16 protein-coding genes are annotated in these 15,070 nt (G+C 61.9%); 12 read left to right on the forward strand and 4 right to left on the reverse strand.

Annotated features, from left to right (window positions below):
* The first annotated feature begins 16 nt into the window (after positions 1-16).
* Together ACYU81_RS16555 and ACYU81_RS16560 are read left to right on the forward strand one after the other, a co-directional pair.
* Entirely contained in the window at positions 17-523 is a 507-nt protein-coding gene (locus ACYU81_RS16555; protein ID WP_449468775.1) for a nuclear transport factor 2 family protein, read from the forward strand.
* 206 nt (positions 524-729) lie between these two features.
* On the forward strand, positions 730-1,242 hold the full coding sequence (locus ACYU81_RS16560; RefSeq protein ID WP_460988730.1) for a DinB family protein: 513 nt from the start codon (positions 730-732) through the stop codon (positions 1,240-1,242).
* Between the two features lie 43 nt (positions 1,243-1,285).
* On the opposite strand, the gene ACYU81_RS16565 is transcribed toward ACYU81_RS16560, so the two are convergent.
* The gene (locus ACYU81_RS16565; RefSeq protein ID WP_460988732.1) at positions 1,286-2,074 is read right to left on the reverse strand and encodes an SDR family oxidoreductase; all 789 of its coding nucleotides are present in this window, start codon (positions 2,072-2,074) and stop codon (positions 1,286-1,288) included.
* A gap of 167 nt (positions 2,075-2,241) precedes the next feature.
* Between ACYU81_RS16565 and ACYU81_RS16570 the strand changes: the two genes are divergently transcribed.
* Positions 2,242-3,024, forward strand: a complete 783-nt coding sequence (locus ACYU81_RS16570; RefSeq protein ID WP_460988734.1) for a glucose 1-dehydrogenase — start codon at positions 2,242-2,244, stop codon at positions 3,022-3,024.
* Positions 3,025-3,070: 46 nt separating this feature from the next.
* Positions 3,071-3,628, forward strand: a complete 558-nt coding sequence (locus ACYU81_RS16575) for a carboxymuconolactone decarboxylase family protein (RefSeq protein WP_449468780.1) — start codon at positions 3,071-3,073, stop codon at positions 3,626-3,628.
* 147 nt (positions 3,629-3,775) lie between these two features.
* Here ACYU81_RS16575 and ACYU81_RS16580 read toward each other — a convergent pair whose 3' ends face one another.
* A complete protein-coding gene (locus ACYU81_RS16580; protein WP_460988736.1) occupies positions 3,776-4,588 on the reverse strand; it encodes an EthD family reductase in 813 nt (270 codons plus the stop codon).
* A 19-nt stretch (positions 4,589-4,607) separates the two neighbouring features.
* A complete protein-coding gene (locus tag ACYU81_RS16585; protein ID WP_460988738.1) occupies positions 4,608-5,396 on the reverse strand; it encodes an SDR family oxidoreductase in 789 nt (262 codons plus the stop codon).
* A 274-nt stretch (positions 5,397-5,670) separates the two neighbouring features.
* On the opposite strand from ACYU81_RS16585, the gene ACYU81_RS16590 reads away from it, so the two are divergent.
* On the forward strand, positions 5,671-6,540 hold the full coding sequence (locus ACYU81_RS16590) for an LLM class flavin-dependent oxidoreductase (protein ID WP_460988740.1): 870 nt from the start codon (positions 5,671-5,673) through the stop codon (positions 6,538-6,540).
* On the opposite strand, the gene ACYU81_RS16595 is transcribed toward ACYU81_RS16590, so the two are convergent.
* Positions 6,527-7,627: a helix-turn-helix transcriptional regulator gene (locus tag ACYU81_RS16595; protein WP_460988742.1), complete on the reverse strand. Its 1,101-nt coding sequence runs from the start codon at positions 7,625-7,627 to the stop codon at positions 6,527-6,529. The genes ACYU81_RS16590 and ACYU81_RS16595 overlap by 14 nt on opposite strands.
* Positions 7,628-7,705: 78 nt before the next feature.
* Here ACYU81_RS16595 and ACYU81_RS16600 point away from each other — a divergent pair, with 78 nt between their 5' ends.
* From ACYU81_RS16600 to ACYU81_RS16630, 7 genes are all read left to right on the forward strand, one after another.
* Positions 7,706-8,335, forward strand: a complete 630-nt coding sequence (locus ACYU81_RS16600; RefSeq protein WP_460988744.1) for a nuclear transport factor 2 family protein — start codon at positions 7,706-7,708, stop codon at positions 8,333-8,335.
* A gap of 6 nt (positions 8,336-8,341) precedes the next feature.
* Positions 8,342-9,415 (forward strand): alkene reductase, encoded by a 1,074-nt coding sequence (locus tag ACYU81_RS16605; RefSeq protein ID WP_460988746.1) that lies wholly within the window; start codon positions 8,342-8,344, stop codon positions 9,413-9,415.
* A gap of 38 nt (positions 9,416-9,453) precedes the next feature.
* Positions 9,454-10,245 (forward strand): SDR family NAD(P)-dependent oxidoreductase, encoded by a 792-nt coding sequence (locus tag ACYU81_RS16610; protein ID WP_460988748.1) that lies wholly within the window; start codon positions 9,454-9,456, stop codon positions 10,243-10,245.
* A 5-nt stretch (positions 10,246-10,250) separates the two neighbouring features.
* Positions 10,251-11,066 (forward strand): SDR family NAD(P)-dependent oxidoreductase, encoded by an 816-nt coding sequence (locus ACYU81_RS16615; protein ID WP_460988750.1) that lies wholly within the window; start codon positions 10,251-10,253, stop codon positions 11,064-11,066.
* A gap of 22 nt (positions 11,067-11,088) precedes the next feature.
* The gene (locus tag ACYU81_RS16620) at positions 11,089-11,844 is read left to right on the forward strand and encodes an SDR family NAD(P)-dependent oxidoreductase (RefSeq protein ID WP_449468794.1); all 756 of its coding nucleotides are present in this window, start codon (positions 11,089-11,091) and stop codon (positions 11,842-11,844) included.
* Between the two features lie 31 nt (positions 11,845-11,875).
* A complete protein-coding gene (locus ACYU81_RS16625; RefSeq protein ID WP_460988752.1) occupies positions 11,876-13,339 on the forward strand; it encodes an FAD-dependent oxidoreductase in 1,464 nt (487 codons plus the stop codon).
* Positions 13,340-13,438: 99 nt separating this feature from the next.
* Entirely contained in the window at positions 13,439-14,935 is a 1,497-nt protein-coding gene (locus tag ACYU81_RS16630) for a flavin-containing monooxygenase (protein WP_460988754.1), read from the forward strand.
* Positions 14,936-15,070: the final 135 nt, after the last annotated feature.

A 15,070-nucleotide genomic window follows, 5' to 3' on the forward strand; every position in this document is an offset into this window, starting at 1 on the left:
CCCTGAGGAGAGTATCATGTCGATCAATCTGGAAGAGCTTGCCGCCCGCGTGACGGCATTGGAGGACGTCAACGCCATCCGTCAGTTGAAGGCGCGTTACCTGCGCGCCTGTGACCTGAAGCTGGTGGACGAGTTGCGTGAGACGTTTCTGCCGCAGGGCATAAGGCTGGATTACCAGAATTTCCCGCTATTCACGGATCGCGACGAGTTTATCGCCATATTCCAGAAAATGGCGATGGCGGGCGGCGTTTATGACATTCACCATGCGACCAATGCGGATATCGAATTGGTGAGCGCGGATGAAGCGCGTGGGCTGTGGTCGCTCAATTTCCGGACGATCATTCTCGCCACGCGGTCGGTGACCCGGCTCGCGGTGGAATATCAGGATGTCTACCGCAAGCAGGACGGGCGTTGGTGGATCGCGGAGTCTGTGAGCCGCGTCACGTCCATCCTGACCGAAGAGATTGGCGAAGATGGTACGCCGCGTTACCTGGCCTGGGGTGAGATGCCCGCTGCGGCTTGAGTTCGTGAGGGCAGGGGCGCGATCGTTGCTCCTGCCCTCCATTTGAGGACTAGAGCGTGATCCGATCAGATTGGATCGGATCACGCTCTATTTGTCTTTTGTTTTCCGCATTTTCCGAGCCAGCAGATGACGCCATCTGTTTCGAAAATGCTCTAGCTGGCACTTCCGAACTGGAGAATTGCAGCTTCTGGCAAATTGGGGATTGTATGGCCGCCTCTGTCAAAATGCAGATCATGCAGATGGCGCGCTATCATGGTTGGGCGACTGAACGCGTTTTGGAGGCCGTGGCGTCGATCCCGGACGAACCTTATCATAAGTCATGCGGCCTCTTTTTCGGATCGATCCACGGAACGCTCAATCATCTGCTGCTGACAGACAGCGAGATTTGGTATCCGAGATTTACGCAGGCGCAGACAACGGCTCTTTCCCTCGATGCAGAGTTGGAGAGCAATCGCGCGCTACTCGCGTCCCGCTTGATCGCGGCAACGGCCCGCTGGCGCGGCTATGTCGATAATCTGGACGAGGCCGCATTGGCTGACGATCTTCGCTATATAATGACGACGGGGCAGGCTCGCGCGCTTCCGATGTCAAGCGCGCTGCTCCATGTCTTCAATCACGCTACGCATCACAGAGGCCAAATTACCGCCGCGATTTCAATGCTGGGCTTCCAGTATGAACCGCTTGATCTGCCTTTCCTGATATTTTCCGAACAGGTGTAGACGGCGACGAGCTTCGCCTGACCCTGCCACTCGCATGATCGTGTCAGGGCGCCATCCAATGGCCGCCGTTTACGTCCAGCGCCGCGCCGGTGACGACTGCCGCATAATCGGAAAGCATCATCAGTACCGCGCGGGCGCAGTCATCCTGGGGCGGGATGATGCCGAGGGGAATGTCCTTGGTCACGGCCGCGATGACGTCTTCCGCGCTGGTTCCTTCCGTCACGAGGGAGTCGATATAGGCTTGCACGGGCGCGCCGTATATCCAGCCCATGCGGCAGCTGTTCACTCGTATTCCGAACCGGCCGAGATCGGCGGCCATATATTTGGTGAGGACGTTGAGGCCGCCTTTCGACACGGCATAACCCATTTCCATGCCATGTTCGCCGCCAGCGGGCCGAAGCGTGCCGATGGTCGAAACATTGACCACCGCGCCGCCGCCTTTCAGATGGGGCACGCAAGCGCGTGTCAGGCGCAGTGCGCCGAGGCAGTTGACGTCATAGATTTTGGCCCATTGGGCTTCGTCCGCATTGTCAACGAAAGTCCATTCGCCGTGATAATAAGCGCTGTTGATGAGGCCGTGGATGCGCCCGCCAAATGTCGTGGTCGCCTTTTCAGCGAGATCGCGGCATTGCCCTTCATCGCTGACGTCGCATTTAACGGCTATGGCTTGTCCGCCCTGATCCGCGATTTCGGTGCGCACCTGTTCGAGATAATCGATGTTGCGGGCGCCCATGACGACCTTTGCGCCTTCCTGCGCGGCGAGTTTTGCGAGCGCCTGACCCATGCCGGGGCCGACGCCGCTGATCACGATCACCTTGTCCTTCAACAGCATCGCTGCGCTCTCCTTTCCGGGATTTCTGGCGCCTTTTGAGACCAAGGCCCGATTCCGGTTGCCCTTGTTCTTGCGCCGGTTTATCCACGCGTATCAAGATGTCTGCGAAGAAATAACGCCAGAATGCGTATCGCGGTGCGGAAATTTTTTTGGAGAGGCAGGGCGCCATGGGCCGTTTGCAGGGTAAGGTTGCGATCATCACCGGGGGCGCTCGCGGCATGGGCGCCGCCACCAGCCGACTCTTTGCCGAGGAGGGCGCGAAGGTCGCCATCACCGATGTGCTGGACGAGGTCGGCACGCAACTGGCGACCGAACTGGGTGAGGCGGCGCGCTTCTATCATCATGACGTGACGAGCGAGCAGGGCTGGGCCGAACTGGTCGGCGCGGTCGAGGCGGATTTAGGGCCGGTCGACATATTGGTGAACAATGCGGGCATATTGCTGTTCCGCACACTGCTGGACACCAGCCTTGCCGAATATGAGCGCGTGTTGAAGGTCAATCTGACCGGCGAATTTCTGGGCATCAAGGCCGTCGCGCCGGGGATGATCGCCCGTGGCAAGGGTGCGATCGTCAACATCTCTTCGGTCGATGGGATGAAGGGGGCGAACGGGCTTGCCGCTTATTCATCCAGCAAATGGGGCGTGCGGGGGCTGACCCGTGTCGCCGCGCTGGAGCTTGGCCATCGGGGCATTCGCGTCAATTCGGTGCATCCGGGCGGCGTGGATACGGTGATGACCAATCATGACGGATCGACGCGGGAAAAGGTGAGCGAGCGGTTCGGCAATGTGCCGCTGCAACGGGTCGGCGCGCCGGAGGAAGTGGCGCGCGCGACCCTGTTCCTGGCGAGCGACGAGGCATCCTATCTGGCGGGCGCGGAGATCGCCGTGGATGGCGGCATGCTGACCGGGCAATATTATGCACAATTTCCCGGTGCGCCGGGCGTGGATTGAATAGCGGGCGTGTGAACAACAAAACAGCGACATAAGGAGAGATGCCATGATCCGTATCGACTTACCCGAGCAGGATGCCGCCGACCCCTATGGCTATGCATCGCGCAATTATGCGCGCGAGATCATGGGGGCAGCGGGCGGCTTTTCGAAAGCGGTCTATCAGCATAGCCTGTTGTCGCTGCGGGAATTTGAAGGCGCGCGGTCGCGGACGGCGCAGATAAACGGTTGTGTCATCTGCCAGCAATTTCGCGCGGCGCGGGACGTTCAATCGATGTTTGCCGCATCGGGGCAGCGGCCGGGGCATACGGTTGCCGACAATGGATCAGCGCCCGATGAGGACTTTTATGCGGCGGTCGAGAATTGGCGGACGTCGCCTGTCTTCAGTCCTCGCGAGCGGACGGCGATTGAATTTGCGGAGCGCTTTGCGCAGGAGCCGAAGTCGATCGCGCAGGATGAGGATTTCTGGGAGCGGGCGCATGCGCTGTTTTCGGACGAGGAGATTGTCGACCTGGCGCATAGCGTGGCGGCATGGGTTGGACTGGGCCGCGTTGCGCATGTGCTGGGGTTTGACAGCGTGTGTCTGCCCTTTGCCGAGGTGGCGTGAGGTGAGGGCGCTATCCATTATTTAAACGCTTAAATCCGTTCGTGCAGAGCCTGTCGAAGGGTTTCACATCTCTTTAGAAGAAGAAGGCTTCGACAAGCTCAGCCCGAACGGTGATAGGGAGTGGTGTTGGGCTCAAGCCCTGACTTATCAGCCGAGATTGCCGGGTTCAGCGTGCAGGATCATCGGGTCGCCCGTATGCGCGGCCCAGATCGCGTCGCGGCGGACGATGCGCCAGCCTTCGGCGCGCCTTTCCCACTGATCGACATATTCGCCGTTGGAATCGAATATGGGTCCGGCGGGGTCGTTCACCCGCTGATGCCGGGCCTGCACATAGGATCGGCTCGTCGCGCGGTCGCCATCGACATCGACCAGGATGCTGCCGATGAGATGCTGCGTGCCGCCGCAGCGGTCGAGGAAGCGGCGCATGTTGGCGGTGAGCGCCGCCATGCCGTGCTGGTCGCCGCCGGTGCCATAGTCGAAGCTGATGTCCTGCGCGAAGACGTCGCTCAAGCGGTCCCACTGTTTATTGTCGAGGATGCGGGCGAAGCGGGACAGGCCTCGTATGATTTCCCGTTCGTCCAGCAATGCCTGGAGGGTGATGGCGTTGGGCATGTCTGCGCCTTTTTCATCGACCACCAGCATACGCGTTGCCGTGCGGTCGAGGAAATTTTCCTCATCCTGCGCGATCTGGTTGGCGATGTCCTCTTGTGCGGCGGCGGCGGTGAAGCGGTCATAGGCTTCGCGGTCGGCGAGCCAGATTTCGGTGATCACGTCGAAGTCGATCGGCGCGGCGCCCGGAAACAGGAAGGCGCCCTCCAGCTCCACATAATTGCGCCGATAATCGACTATGCCCGGCAGCAGGCGCCGGATCAGGGGCGCGTGCTGGGTTTCATAATAAGCGATAAAGGCTTCGCGCGAGAGATCCGGCCTGCGTTTCAGTAGTGCGATGCATTTGAACATGGGCGCACCTCCTTGACGATTAGGGCGCCATCCACTGGCCGCCGTTGACGTCCAGCGATGCCCCGCTGACAACGCGCGAATAGTCGGAGATCATCATCAGCACGGCGCGGGCGCAGTCATCTTCGGGCGGGATGATGCCGATGGGGATATTCTTGGTAACGCCTGCGATCACGTCATCACGCTTGAAACCGGCGTCGACCTGCGATGCGATGAAGCCTTCGACCGGCTCGCCATGAATCCAGCCCATGCGGCAGGTGTTGACGCGGATGCCGTGGCGGCCAAGGTCGGACGCCATATATTTGCCCAGCGTGTTGAGCGCGCCCTTCGCCACCGCATAGGGCATTTCCATGCCGCCTTCGGTGCCATAGGGATTGACCGTCGCCATGGTGGACACGTTCACGACCGCGCCGCCGTCGCGCAGATAGGGGACGCAGGCGCGCGTGAGGCGGAGGGCGCCGAGGCAGTTGACGTCGAATGCCTTGGCGAAGTCGCCCAGGTCGGCATTATCGACAAAGCACCAGTCGCCGTGGAAATAGGCGCTGTTGACGAGGCCGTGGACGCGTCCGCCAAATTCGGCGGCGGCGCGTTCGGCCAGCGTCTTGCACTGCGCTTCATCGCTGACGTCGCAGGGGACGGCGATGGCTTTGCCGCCCTTTGCCTTGATGTCGCTGCACACTTCATCGAGGAAGGCCTGGTTACGGGCGGCGAGCACGACGCTCGCGCCTTCGGCGGCGGCTATCCGGGCCAGCGCCTGACCCATGCCGGGGCCAACGCCACTGACGATCACGACCTTGTCCTTGAGAAGCATCCTCTTTCCTTTCCTGATCCTTTTGCCGCCTGCCCCTCATGCGGGGTGCAGCTTTGGCGCATAGGATAGGTGAAAAAAACAATTGATCAATGCGCTTTTTGCAACGCTGTATGCCATTTACGCCGACATATGCGTAGCAGAGAGCGCGAATGCGCACGAACCGGATCATAGGCGGAGTTGACTGAATTTCCCGCTGAAGGGATAAGGTCGAAAGCATAGGGTCTGATCGGCGCAGCCCGCCGGGCCTGAGAATAATATGTGGAAGGAGAGGACGATGCGCTTTCATCTGGGCGAGTCGATGACCGCGATCCAATATTACGCGCCGCTGGCAAAGGCGGCCGAAGCGGCGGGCTATGCAGGGTTCACGGTGCCCGACAGCCTGATCTATCCGAAAAGTTCCGGCACCAAATATAGCTATACCGACGATGGCGGGCGCGAATTCCTGGAGAACAAGCCGTTCCTCGAGTCGTTCATCCATGTGACCGCGATGCTCGCCGCGACGCAGACGCTGGAGGTGACGACCAATGTCGTGAAGCTGCCAGTGCGCCCGCCGCTCTATGTCGCGAAGATCGTGGCGTCGATCGAGGCGCTGTTCGACAATCGCTTCAACTTTGGCGTGGGCCTGAGCGTATGGCCGGAAGATTATGCGGTCATGGGCGTGCCGTGGGAGGGGCGGGGCAAGCGGTTCGATGAGTGCATCGATATCGTGCGCGGCCTCACCAATGGCGGCTATTTCGAATATCATGGCGAGTTTTTCGACCTGCCGTCGGTGAAGCTCAATCCCGTTCCGACAAAGCCGGTGCCGATCCTGATCGGCGGCCATTCCGACCCTGCGCTGAAGCGCGCGGCGCGCAATGATGGCTGGATGTTTGCGGGGGGTGGCATGGATATGATGCTGCCGATGTTGGAGAAGCTGGCGGCGTATCGGGAGGAACTTGGGCGCAAGGATGCCCCGTTCCGCATCTTCGGTTCGGCCATGGGGGAGGTCGATCTGGATATGATCCGTCTGCAGGAGGATGCGGGCGTGACTGATGTCGTCGCCTCTTTCCGCAATCTCTATGCGGTGGAAGAAGATAGTCAGCCGTTGCAGGAGAAGATCGACGATCTCAACCGCTTTGCCGAGAAGATCATCAGCCGGTACTGATCGGCGTTTCGCCGCCGCCTTGGCGCAGTTCGCGCCAGCGGCTAGGCGATGATCCGGTCCATTGCTGGAAAGCGCGGCGGAACGCGCCGGTATCGCTGAACTGCGTGCGGCGGCCCACTTCGGTGATGGTGAGCCGGGGGTCGTCCAGCAGCCGGGTTGCGAGGGCGCGCCGCGCCTCTGTCTTGAGCTGCACGAGCGATGTGCCTTCATCGGCGAGGCGACGTTTCAGCGTGGCGACGCTGATGCTGAACTGGCGGGCAAGTTGGGACGCGGTGGCGGGCGCTTCGCCACTTCCGAGCATGGCGCTGAACATGTGCTGGATGCGCTCCGACAGCGGGGCGTCGAGCGATTGCGGCTGTTCGACGTCGAAGGGGAAGCGTTCGAGCAGATGCTCCAGTTCATGGTGGCTGCGCAGGACCGGGCGGTCGAGATAGCTGGCGGGGAAGCGCAGGCTGTTTTCGGGCGCGCCATGCTGCATGGGCACGGGCATGAGGTAGGAAATGGTCTGTTCGTCCAGCAGGGGCGGGTAGCGCATGGCCGCGCCCAGCAGCGGAATATCCTCGCCGATCAGCCAGCCGAATAGCCGGTAATAGGTGGAAAGGCCCGCGAGGTCGGACACATAGGCGCTGGCGTTCCTGATCTGGCGCGGGGTCGCCATGTCGAGCCGCGCGACGCCGTCATCGACCTTCAGCCGCAGCCGCCCTGCGCGTGGCCCGATAAGCTCGGAAAAGCGATCCGTGCGATCGATCACGTCCGCCAATGTGCGGCAGGTGATGATGCAGTGGCAGAGCATGTCCACCCCCGCCTTGGTCAGGGGCTCGCGTCCTTCCTGACGGGCTGCCTGCGCATCGAGAGCCCAGGTGCAATGGGCGTAGAGGCGGGTGAAATCATCCTGCGAAAGCCCGCGCTGCGCGGCGGTTCCGCCGATCGGCGGCCCTATGAGGTGGGACAGGCTCGCTTGGCGGAGAAGCTCTGCCGGATCGACACCGATTTCCGCCACCAGCCGTAGCAGATCGCGAGCGATGGCGACGGGGACACGCGTCGCCACCGGGCGGGACAGATGTTTGGCGTTGAGCTTTTTTGTCATGACCTTTGAGCTATTTTGGCATTTCCAGAGGCAGGGAGAAAGGGGAAACAAGCGGTCTAAATAGAAAGGATCGAGAGGGTGGCGGACGAGAGCCTGATTGCGCGCATAGACCGGTTGGAATCGCTGGATGCGATCCGTCAGCTGGCCGCGAAATATTCGCTGGCGCTGGACATGCGCGACTCCGACGCCTGGGTGAACCTGTTCCCCGAAGATGTGAAGGTGGGCGGCGGCAAGCAGGGGCGCAAGGAACTGCGCGACTGGTTCGACGAAACCCATTCGATGCAGTTTGATGGCACGTCCCACCATATTGGCGGCCACATTATCGATTTCGACGATCCCGACCATGCGCAGGGCGTCGTCTATTCAAAGAATGAGCATGAGACCGGCGCCGAATGGGTCATCATGCAGATGATGTATTTCGATAAATATGAGCGGATCGACGGCCGCTGGTATTTCCGCCGCCGCTTGCCGCTTTATTGGTACGCGACGGACCTCAACAAGCCGCCGATCGGTGACCGCAAGATGCGCTGGCCCGGCGTGCAGCCCTATCATGGCAGTTTCCACGACCTGTTCCCGAGCTGGAAAAGCTATTGGGACCGGCATGGGCAGCCGCATGACGGCCCGGTCGATGCGCCCGCACCGTTGGAAAAATTCATTGAAACGATGCGGCGCGGCGCGCCTCTGCCCAAGCCGCGCGTACGGAGCTGATTTGCTATGACGGATATTTTCTCGCCCGTGACATTGGGTGACATTGCGCTGTCCAACCGGATCGTCATGGCGCCGATGACCCGCGACCGGGCGGGGCCGGGCGACGTGCCGACCGACATCATGGTCGAATATTATCGTCAGCGCGCAAGCGCCGGGCTGATCGTGACGGAGGGGACGCAGCCTTCGCCGACGGGCAAGGGATATTGGCGCACGCCGGGCATCCATAGTGAGGCGCAGGTCGAAGGATGGCGCAAGGTCGCCGACGCCGTGCATGGCGGGGGCGGAAAGATCGTCATGCAGCTGATGCATGTCGGCCGCGCCGCCGTGCAGGCGAACAAGGATGCGGACGCAGAGACGATTTCGCCGTCAGCCATTCAGTGCCCCGACAAGATCCCCGGACCCGATGGCGTGCCGGTGGAAACGGTGGTGCCGCGCGCGCTGGAGACGGATGAGATTCCCGGCGTCATCGCGGAATATGTGACGGCGGCGCGCAACGCGATCGCCGCTGGTCTGGACGGGATCGAGCTGCATTGCGCCAGCGGTTACCTGCCGATGCAGTTCCTGTCATCGAACAGCAATCACCGGACCGACCGCTATGGCGGGTCGGTGGAGAACCGCATTCGTTTCGTGGTCGAGTTGCTGGAGGCGCTGGCCGACGCCGTGGGTGCGGGCCGGGTCGGCTTCCGTATCTGTCCGGGCGTCAAGTTCAACGGCATGGACGATGCGAACCCGCATGAAACCTATGCGGCGTTGTTGAACGCTATCGACGGCATGGGCCTGGCCTACTGCCATCTGATCCACATTCCGCTCGAAGGGCAGGACGCGCTGGAGCTGGTCCGCGCCAACTGGAGCGGCGCGGTGATCGAGAATGGCGGCCTGAACCTGGAGAAGGCTTCGGCGGTGGTCGCGGAGGGGAAGGCCGAGGCCGTTTCCTTCGGCTATCTCTACATCGCCAACCCCGATCTGGTGGAGCGTTTCCAGACGGGGGCAGCGCTCAACAAGGCCAACAAGGCCAGCTTCTACACGGGCAGTGGCGACGATCGGGTCGGTTATCTGGATTATGCGCTGCTGGACGCATGAGCGGCGGGTAGGGTCACAAGACTATAAGGAGAGGTAATATGGCAAAGCTGCTGGAAGGGCGCACGGCGCTCGTCACCGGGGGTGGGCAGGGTGTTGGTCAGGGCATCGTGCGGGCGCTGGCCGCTGCCGGGGCGAATGTCGCGATCGCGCAGCGCAAGGCTGATCAGGGCGAGGAAGAGGCGCAATATCTGCGCGATACGCATGGGGTTGACGCCTTTTTCATCCGTACGGACGTGACGCAGCGCGCCGAGGTGGAAGCCATGGTCGAGGCCGTGCATCAGCGGTTCGGGCGGCTCGACATATTGGTCAACAATGCGGGCGCCAGCTTCCCCAAGCGGATCGAGAAGCATAGCGACGAGGATATGGAGGGATCCTTCGCCCTCAACTATTATGCCGTGTTCTGGGCCATGAAGGCGGCCTTCCCGATCATGAAGGCGCAAGGCTATGGCCGCGTGATCAACCTGGGATCGCTGAATGGCGTCAACGCGCACATGTTCACCGTCGCTTATAATGCCAGCAAGGAAGCGATGCGGGCGCTGACCCGGACGGCGGCGGTGGAGTGGGGGCCGCACGGCATTACCTGCAACACCATCTGTCCTTCCGCGACGAGTCCGCAGGCTAAGGATTATTTCGCGGCCAATCCGGAGATGACGCAGGCGATCCTGGAACAGGTTCCGGCCGGGCGTTTCGGCGACGCGGAAGCGGATATTGGTCCGATCGCGGTGTTCCTGGCGAGCGAGGGCGGCGGCTATATGAGTGGCAACACCCTCTTTGCCGATGGCGGCGCGCATGTGAACGGCGTCGCCTGGCGTCCTGAAGTAGAGGATTGATCGCCATGGAACGGCTGAAAGGAAAACGCGCTGTCGTGACCGGCGGCGCGCAGGGGATTGGTGCGGCTATTGCGCGGCGGCTCGCTGCCGAAGGGGCGACGGTCGCGATACTTGATCTGGATGCGGCGGCGGCTGGCGCGGTGTTGCCTGCGCCGCATGTGGGGATTGCCTGCAACGTGGCGGACACAGCTTCGGTGGACAGGGCCTTTGCGCAGGTGAAGGAGGCGCTGGGCGGCGTCGACGTGCTGGTCAATAATGCCGGGCGGGGTAGCGCGGCAGGCGACGGCATGGACCGCTATTATGCGGCGCAGGGGGAGCGGGCTGAGCAAATCGCGCGGGGCGAGGCGCCGACGACCTTTGTCGATCAGACGATCCATTGCGGGGATGAGGGCTGGTCCGGCGTGCTGGCCGTGACGTTGGACGGTACGTTCAAATGCAGCCGGGCGGCGGTTCGGTTGATGGCGGAACAGGGGACTGGCGGGAGCATCGTCAACATCGGTTCGACGTCTGGCGTGAAGGGCGATGGGCCTATCCCTTATTGCGCGGCCAAGGCGGCAGTGCTGGGCATGACGCGGGCGATGGCGCGGGAGCTGGCGGATCGCGGCATCCGGGTCAATGCGGTTAATCCCGGTGCAACCGAGACGCCGATCTATGCGACGCTGCCCGCGGAAATGAAGGACATGATCGCGGCGGACAGCCTGATGAAGCGGCTGGCCCATCCGGACGAGATCGCGGGGGCCGTGGCGTTTCTGGCAGGCGATGACGGCAGCTTTGCCACGGGCAGCATCGTGACCGTGAATGGCGGGGCTTACTTCGCATAATTGCAGCGGATTGGAGCAGGACATGAAGGCACTGGAAGGCAAGGCAGCGATCGTAACCGGCGGCGCGCGCGGGGTGGCCAAAGGTGTGGCGACGGCCTTCGTCAAGGCGGGAGCCCGCGTGCTGATCGTCGATCGGGAGGAAGAGCTTGGCCGCGCGACCGAGGCGGAATTGCGGGCGCTGGGCGGGGATGTGCATTTCCTGGCGGTTGACCTGGCGCAGCGGGCGGAGTTGCCGAAGATCGTCGAGGCGGCGGTCGGGCATTTCGGCGGTTTGGATGTGCTGGTGAACGCGGCGCAGGCTTCGCGCCAGTTGCCGATGGCCGAAACGACCGACGAGGCCATGGAACTTGCTTTCGACACCGGCTTCTGGCCGACTTTCGTGTTGATGCGTGAAGCCTATCCGCATCTGGTTAAAGCCAAGGGATCGGTCATCAACTTCGCGACCGGCGCTGCGTTCGATGCGATCCCGACGCAGGGGTCCTACTGCGCGGCGAAGGAAGCGATCCGCGCCATTTCCAAGATCGCCGCCAGCGAATGGGGCGCGGAGGCGGTGCGGGTGAACATCATTTGCCCGTTCGCCAATTCACCGGGCGTGATGGCGTGGAAGGAATGGGCGCCCGCCGATTATGATACGCAGATCAGCAAGGTATCACTGAAGCGCATTGGCGATTGCGAAAAAGATATTGGCGCAGCCGCCGTATTCTTGGCAAGCGACGCGGCAGGTTATATCACCGGCCAAACGCTGATGGTGGATGGGGGGCAGACAAAGGCCTTCTGATCCCGATCGCATAAGGAGAGGACAGTTTTTCGTGACCGACATTTCGCTTCATCGCCCCTATCCTGCCAGCAAGGTTGAGCGGTGGGATTTTGAAACCGACGTCGCGGTGATCGGCTTTGGCGCGACGGGTGCGTGCGCGGCGATCGAAGCGGCGGCGGGAGGCGCGCGGGTTATGTTGTTCGAACGTGGTTCGGGCAGTGGCGGCGCGTCGGCCTTGTCGGGCGGCGAGATTTATATCGGCGGGGGCGGCGGGACGGACGCCCAGCGCGCGGCGGGGTTCGAGGACAGCACGGAGGATATGGCCGCCTATCTGAAGGCGGCGGGCGGGCCGTGCGCGGACGAGGCGAAGTGCGATCTTTATGCGCAGGAGTCGCTCAACCACTATGCGTGGCTGAAGGAGCAGGGCATCCCCTATCGCGGCAATTATCTGCCCGGCAAGCATATCGAGCCGACGGACGATTCCACCCTGATCTGGTCGGGCAGCGAAGCGGCATGGCCCTTTTGCGAGATAGCGAAGCCTGCCCCGCGTGGGCATGTGATCGCCCATATGGGTTGGGGCGGCGGGCGGCCGATGGTCGATCTGCTGGAGGCTCGCGCGAAGGCGCTTGGCGTTGAAGTGACGACCGATGCCCGCGCCGTGGCGCTGGTGCAGGATGAAGCGCGGCGGGTCGTCGGGGTCATCGTGCGCATCGACAATGTCAACCGCTTCGTTCGGGCGGCGAAGGGCGTTATCCTCTGCACGGGCGGCTTTGCCTTCAACGAAGATATGCGCCGCCGTTATTGCCCGGAAACGTTCAAGATCAGCAGCCCGATCGGCGATCAGGATGATGGCGTGGGGATCGAACTGGGCGTCAGCGCGGGCGGTGACGCCGTCCATATGGAGCAGTTCTTCACCACCTGTCCCTGGACCATGCCCGAACCGCAGGCCTATGGCGTGTTCGTCAACCAGATGGGCCAGCGCTTCATCAACGAAGATTGTTATCATGGCCGGGTGAGCCGCGTTGCGGTCGACCAGATGGGCGACAGGGTCTATCTGTTGCTCGACATCGCCCATTTTGACGAGCCGCTCCCGATGGCTGGCATGACGATCGCGGGCACTGGCGACAGCTGGGAAGAGGTGGAAGCCGAACTGGAAATGGCGCCGGGCACGCTGTCGGCCACCATGGCCTTCTATAATGAACATGCGCGGGAGGGGCGCGATCCGCTGTTCCATAAGCGCGCGCCGATCCTGACGCCTTTGGATCAGGGACCGTTCGTGGCCCTGGAGCTGAATTTCGCGACCAGCTATTTCAGCTTCTTCACGCTCGGGGGCTTAAGGACCTCGACGGATGGCGAGGTGCTGGATCGCACTGGCGCGCCGGTCGCGGGCCTGTTCGCGGCGGGGCGCTGCACTTCGGGTCTTCCGGCCTGGGGGCATGGTTATAGCTCCGGCCTCAGCCTTGCCGACTGCACCTTCTTCGGGCGTCAGGCCGGGCGGAAGGCGGCGCGGGGCTGATCTTCGCCTGTCGGTCAAGACCTGATCCATTTGCATGATGCGCGGCGCTGCCCGTCGCATCATCATGATGGTCAGAAACACAACCGACAGGAGAGTGACTTGTCCATCGATCAGGGCCGCAAAGGTCTGCGTTTCGCAATTATTGGAGCGGGCATGGCGGGCATCCTTGCCGCCATCCGCCTGCGCCAGGCGGGCGAGGATTTCACCGTTTATGAAAAGGCCGGGCGGCTGGGCGGCACCTGGCGGGAAAACCGCTATCCGGGCCTGACCTGCGACGTGCCAGCGCACGCCTATACCTATAGTTTCGAGCCCTATGCGGAATGGGACGCCTATTATGCCAAGGGCGGTGAAATACAGACCTATTTCGAAAAGACGGCCGAGAAATATGGCATTATGCCGCACGTCCGTTTCAACAGCGAAGTCGTATCAACGGCTTGGGACGAGGGCGCTGGCCTCTGGCGGCTGGGCTTGATCACCGGCGAAGAGGTTGAGGCCGAAGTCGTGATTGCCGCTTCGGGTGTGCTGCACCATCCCAAGCTGCCCGACATTGAAGGTCTGGACAGTTTCGAGGGGCAGGCTTTCCACAGTGCCCGCTGGCAGGATGATGCCGCGATCGATGGCGCGCGGGTGGGCGTGATCGGCAATGGGTCTACCGGCGTGCAGATCATCACGGCACTGAGCACGCGGGCGTCGAAACTGGTGCATTTCCAGCGGTCGCCGCAGTGGATCATGCCTGTTCCCTATTTCCAGTATAGCGAGGAAGAGAAGGAAGCGTTCCGTCGCGATCCCGCGTTGATCGACGACATTCGCAACAATAAGGAATATTGGGACAACATCTTCCGCTTCACCCATGCCATTACGGACACGCATGGTCCAGAGATCGCGGCGATCGAGCAATATTGCCTCGACAATCTGGAAAACAGCATTCGCGATCCTGAGCTGAAGGAAAAGTTGCGCCCCAATTATCGGGCGGCGTGCAAGCGGCTGATCTACAGCTGGTCCTATTATGACGCCGTGCAGCACCCCAATGTCGAGGTGGAGCGTGACCGCATCGCGCGCGTCGAAGCCAAGGGTGTGCGGATGGAGGATGGACGGCTCCATGAACTCGATACGCTGGTGCTGGCGACGGGTTTCCATGCTGATCGCTTCATCCGGCCGACAACGGTGCTGGGGCGGGATGGCGTTTCGCTGGACGATGTGTGGTCCGTTCGGCCGACCGCTTATTATGCCGTGACGATACCGGGCTTTCCGAACTTCTTCATGCTGAATGGGCCGACCGGGCCTGTCGGCAACTTCTCCCTGATCGACATTGCGGAGAAGCAATGGGCCTATGTCGATCAGCTGCTTGCCCTCCTCCGATCCGGAGAGGCGCGGACGGTTGAACCGAGCTCTGACGCTCATGCTGATTATGAGGAAAGGCGCATCGCGGCGGCGCGCACCACGATCTTCGGTTCGGGTTGCAGCAGCTGGTATCTGGATGCGACCGGCGTCCCGGCCAGCTGGCCGTGGAGCTATGAGGCGTTTGCCGATGCCATGGCGGCGCCGGTGATGGCGGATTATCGGGTTGAGGCTGGGGCGGAGTTGGTTGGGGGGTAGGGATTTTTGATCCCTCAATTCCGTTCGGGCTGAGCTTGTCGAAGCCTCTTACTTCTTAAGACAAGTAAGGCCCTTCGACAGGCTCAGGGCGAACGGGGTTAAGTGGTCTCGCTAGGGGGCAGCTTCATTTAAAGG

This window comes from Sphingobium sp. TomTYG75 (assembly GCF_054771635.1).

What these genes read in the sequence shown, in the direction of transcription:
- ACYU81_RS16575 (WP_449468780.1), top strand. Translation starts at nt 3,071, where the DNA reads ATGATCCGTATCGACTTACCCGAGCAGGATGCCGCCGACCCCTATGGC.
- ACYU81_RS16555 (WP_449468775.1), top strand. Translation starts at nt 17, where the DNA reads ATGTCGATCAATCTGGAAGAGCTTGCCGCCCGCGTGACGGCATTGGAG.
- ACYU81_RS16595 (WP_460988742.1), bottom strand. Translation starts at nt 7,627, where the DNA reads ATGACAAAAAAGCTCAACGCCAAACATCTGTCCCGCCCGGTGGCGACG.
- ACYU81_RS16590 (WP_460988740.1), top strand. Translation starts at nt 5,671, where the DNA reads ATGCGCTTTCATCTGGGCGAGTCGATGACCGCGATCCAATATTACGCG.
- ACYU81_RS16560 (WP_460988730.1), top strand. Translation starts at nt 730, where the DNA reads ATGGCCGCCTCTGTCAAAATGCAGATCATGCAGATGGCGCGCTATCAT.
- ACYU81_RS16605 (WP_460988746.1), top strand. Translation starts at nt 8,342, where the DNA reads ATGACGGATATTTTCTCGCCCGTGACATTGGGTGACATTGCGCTGTCC.
- ACYU81_RS16565 (WP_460988732.1), bottom strand. Translation starts at nt 2,074, where the DNA reads ATGCTGTTGAAGGACAAGGTGATCGTGATCAGCGGCGTCGGCCCCGGC.
- ACYU81_RS16585 (WP_460988738.1), bottom strand. Translation starts at nt 5,396, where the DNA reads ATGCTTCTCAAGGACAAGGTCGTGATCGTCAGTGGCGTTGGCCCCGGC.
- ACYU81_RS16580 (WP_460988736.1), bottom strand. Translation starts at nt 4,588, where the DNA reads ATGTTCAAATGCATCGCACTACTGAAACGCAGGCCGGATCTCTCGCGC.
- ACYU81_RS16610 (WP_460988748.1), top strand. Translation starts at nt 9,454, where the DNA reads ATGGCAAAGCTGCTGGAAGGGCGCACGGCGCTCGTCACCGGGGGTGGG.
- ACYU81_RS16570 (WP_460988734.1), top strand. Translation starts at nt 2,242, where the DNA reads ATGGGCCGTTTGCAGGGTAAGGTTGCGATCATCACCGGGGGCGCTCGC.
- ACYU81_RS16615 (WP_460988750.1), top strand. Translation starts at nt 10,251, where the DNA reads ATGGAACGGCTGAAAGGAAAACGCGCTGTCGTGACCGGCGGCGCGCAG.
- ACYU81_RS16620 (WP_449468794.1), top strand. Translation starts at nt 11,089, where the DNA reads ATGAAGGCACTGGAAGGCAAGGCAGCGATCGTAACCGGCGGCGCGCGC.